Annotated in this window: 3 protein-coding genes; all 3 read right to left on the reverse strand. The window is 70.8% G+C overall.

The genetic code is table 11. The features are described from left to right. Positions 1-1,708, reverse strand: a 1,708-nt coding sequence (locus BN12_RS20775; protein WP_157635600.1) for a WS/DGAT/MGAT family O-acyltransferase, incomplete at its 3' end; no start/stop codon positions are given. 250 nt (positions 1,709-1,958) lie between these two features. After that, positions 1,959-2,291 carry a hypothetical protein gene (locus tag BN12_RS20780; protein WP_048555450.1) on the reverse strand — a complete coding sequence of 111 codons (333 nt, stop codon included), beginning with the start codon at positions 2,289-2,291 and terminating at the stop codon, positions 1,959-1,961. A 145-nt stretch (positions 2,292-2,436) separates the two neighbouring features. Then, positions 2,437-2,799, reverse strand: a 363-nt coding sequence (locus BN12_RS20785; RefSeq protein ID WP_048555451.1) for a helix-turn-helix domain-containing protein, incomplete at its 5' end; no start/stop codon positions are given.

Genomic DNA, 2,799 nt, shown 5'->3' on the forward strand with positions numbered 1-2,799 from the left:
TGGCCGGCGCCTTCGTGGCGGGTGCCTTCTTGGTGGGCGCCTTCTTGGCGGCGCGTGGGGCCGTCTGCTCCTCCGCCGTCGGCGCCTCGGCAGCGGCCGCCGACGGCGTGGTGGCCGCCTTCTTGGCCGCCGCCTTCGTGGTCGGAGCCTTCTTCGCGGCGGGCTTCCGCGCGGTCTTCTTCGTGGCCCTCTTCGCCGCAGGCGCCGAGGAGGCCGGCCGCTTCGCGGCGCGCTTGCGGGCCGGCGCCGTGGCGGCCGGCGCCTCCTCGGTCGAGGCGATCGACGTCTCGCCCGCGGGCGAAGCCGTCACCCCGGCCGCCGCCGCGACCTCGTCAAGAGCGTCCTGGAAGTAGCTCATGAGCGTCCAGATGTCGGGGACGATCTCCGGGGTGCTGATGAGGCCGAAGTCGAGGTCGTCCCGGTAGCTGATGATCGTGATGTTGAGCCCCACCCCGTCGCTCACCATCGACACCGGGAAGAGTCCGACCATCTCCGCGCCCGCGTAGTAGAGCGTCTCCCGGGGGCCGGGGACGTTCGACACGACGACGTTGAAGGGCATCGCGACCCGGTTGACGACCTTGAGGTTCGCGAACGTCCGAGCGACGAACTCGGCGGCCGCCGGCGCCGTGAACTGGCCGAACTCCTGGAGCAACGCCGCGGGGACGGCGTCGTTGAGAGCCTTGCCGGCATTCATCGACTCGTGGGCGACCCGGACCCACTCCAGCGGGTCGGCGGAGGTCGTCGCGAGCTCGGCGGCCGTCGCGCTGACCTGGTTGCCCGCGGCGCCTCCAGCGTCCGCCGCGCGGATCGAGATGGGCACCATGGCGAGAAGGGACTCGTCGGGGAGCCCGTCGTGCTCGAGCAGATGGCGCCGCAGGGCCCCCGCGCAGACGGCGAGGATCACGTCGTTGACGGTGCACCCGAGGGCGGACTTGACCTGTCGCACCGTCGTGAGCGAGAGCGTCGCGAAGGCGCAGTTCCGCCGCTTCGAGAGCTGCTGGTTGAAGACCGTCTTCGGCGCCGTGCGGGTCATCGCCTTGATCGCGCCGGTGTCCCGCTTCGCGGTGAGCTTGCGTCCCATCCCGACCGACTCCCGGGCCATGTTCACCGCGAGCCGCACGCCCACCTCCGGGCGGGCCAGCGCGTTGAGCCAGGCACGTCCGGCCATCTCCACATCTCTCGGGACGCGCTCCCCCGTCGGTCCCTTCGGCGGGGGGATCTCCCGGCCCACCGGCTCCAGGTCGAGCAGCGTGGCGAGCATCTGCATGTTGGACTTGCCGTCCATCGCCGCGTGGTGCGCCTTGGTGAAGATCCCGACGTGACCACTCTGCATACCGTCGATGACATAGACCTCCCACAGCGGGCGTGAGCGGTCCAGCGGCCGGGACGCGAGGCGAGCGAGCAGCTGCGACAGCTGCTCGTCCGTCCCCGGCCGGGGAAGTCCGGTCCCGTTGACGTGGTACTCCAGGTCGAGCTCCGGATCGTCGATCCAGTACGGGAGGTCGAGCCCGAAGGGGACCTCGACGAGGCGCCAGCGCAGCGGCGGGATGAGGTGGATCCGCGCGGCGATGTACTCCCGGATCGTCTCGGCCGTGATCGGCTGCGGCGCGGTCGAGGGATCGACGACGATGAGGCCCGACGTGTGCCCGGGGGTCCCGCCGGCCTCCACATAGAGGAAGCTGGCATCCATAGCGGTCAATTGCCTCACGGCGACTCCTTCAGACGGGCGATGTGTCACGTCGGTGGGCGGCCCGCTGGATGAGCCGACCGCCTCCGGCAGCCCACTCGTCAGGACAGCAGCGTGCCGACGTCAGGACAGGATACCGACCAGAAGGTATGGACGCAGTACCTGTTCCACCGCCGATTCGAGCTCCCGGCGCGTGAGGACCGGTGACCGCACTCATCATGCCGCAGGGCACGTCGGATGCGACGTGCCCTGCGGGGTGGATCGATGACGCTCAGTTGGCGGCGGCGCGCTTCCTCGGAGCGGGCTTGACCTCGGGCTGCGACGAGGTGCCGGACGCCTCGATGAGACGGAGCGTGAGGTCGCGCTGCGCGGCGAGGAGGCGGTTCGTCAGCTCGAAGTTGGCCTCGACGATCTCGCTCGGCTTGGGCAGGCCCTCCTGGAAGGACTCGCTGAGCTTCGCGAAGGCGTCGGACGCCGGGACGTCGATGCGGTCGCGGGTCTGCTGGATGCCGTCGGCCACCATGCTGACCGTGTCCTCGGCGCGCTTGAGCGCCGCGACCCACTGGTCGCCGATCTGCTGGGTGATCTCCTGGTAGCTGGTCATGGGTGCTTGCCTTTCTCTTCGTCGGTGTGGGCCCGGTGGCCCCCACGTGGGTTGATCGGGGACGCCGGTCGCTCTGGTCGAACGCTTCCGAAGCCTTCGGGTGCGTCCCTCTTCTGCATAGTCAACCACGCAGGTGCTTGGTGTGTCAAGCAGACTGGTCCGTCCCTCCGTCGAGCAGGTCCGCCAGCCGGGTTCTCCCGGCGATGCCGAGCTTGTCGAAGACGTGGGTGAGGTGGGTCTCGACGGTGCGCCGGGTGACGAAGAGTCGTTGGGCGATCTCCTTGTTGCCGCACCCGCTCGCCGCGAGCATCGCCACCTCGTGCTCCGCCGGCGTGAGGGCAGCCAGGCCGCTGAGGGCGGTGCGGCGGGGACGGGCGCCCGCAGCGTGCAGCTCGTGCCGGGCCCGGTCCGCCAGGAGCCGCATACCGCCCCGCTCGGCCCGGTCGAGGGCCCGGACGAGCGGGTCTCGCGCCGCGGAGCGGCGGGTGGGCCCGGGGAGCGCCCGCCC

It is taken from the genome of Nostocoides japonicum T1-X7 (assembly GCF_001046855.1).
GTDB classification, from domain to species: Bacteria; Actinomycetota; Actinomycetes; order Actinomycetales; family Dermatophilaceae; genus Nostocoides; species Nostocoides japonicum.

What these genes read in the sequence shown, in the direction of transcription:
- BN12_RS20780 (WP_048555450.1), bottom strand. Translation starts at nt 2,291, where the DNA reads ATGACCAGCTACCAGGAGATCACCCAGCAGATCGGCGACCAGTGGGTC.